Raw genomic sequence first — 454 nt, 5'->3', positions numbered from 1 at the left:
CCCCCCTTCTTTCCTCCTCCTTCCCTCTTCTTTTCCTCCCTCTCTTTTTCTCTTTCTTTCCCTCTTTCCCTTTTTTCCTCTCCCTTTTTCTCTTTTCTCTTTCTCCCTTCTCTCCCCCTCTCCTTTCTTCCTTTTCTTTCCCTTTTTCTCTCCCCTTTCCCTTTCTTTTCCTCCTTTCCCCCTTCTTCTCCCCCCTCCTCTTCCTCCTTTTTCTTCCTCTTCCCCTTTTTTCTCCCTCCCCCCTTTCCTCCCCCCCCTTCTTTCCTTTTTCCCCCCTCCCTTCTTTTCTTCCCCCCCCTTTTCCTACTCTCTATTTTTTCTTTTTTGTTTTTCCTCTCCTTTCCTACTCCCCCTTCTTCCCTTCCTTTCTCTTCTCCTTTTTTTTTTTCTTTTTTTTCCTTTTCTCTTTTTCTTCTTTCTCTTTTCTTTCTTTTTCTTTTTTCTTTCTCTTTTT

General features: G+C 43.2%; 1 protein-coding gene. It reads right to left on the bottom strand.

Going from position 1 to position 454, the window contains the following annotated elements:
- Positions 1-454: hypothetical protein (locus tag A3773_RS19815; protein ID WP_197462844.1), on the bottom strand; the 454-nt coding region annotated here is incomplete at both ends.

The organism is Neptuniibacter pectenicola, assembly GCF_001597735.1.
GTDB classification, from domain to species: Bacteria; Pseudomonadota; Gammaproteobacteria; order Pseudomonadales; family Balneatricaceae; genus Neptuniibacter; species Neptuniibacter pectenicola.
This window is presented reverse-complemented; position numbering and strand designations above follow the sequence as displayed.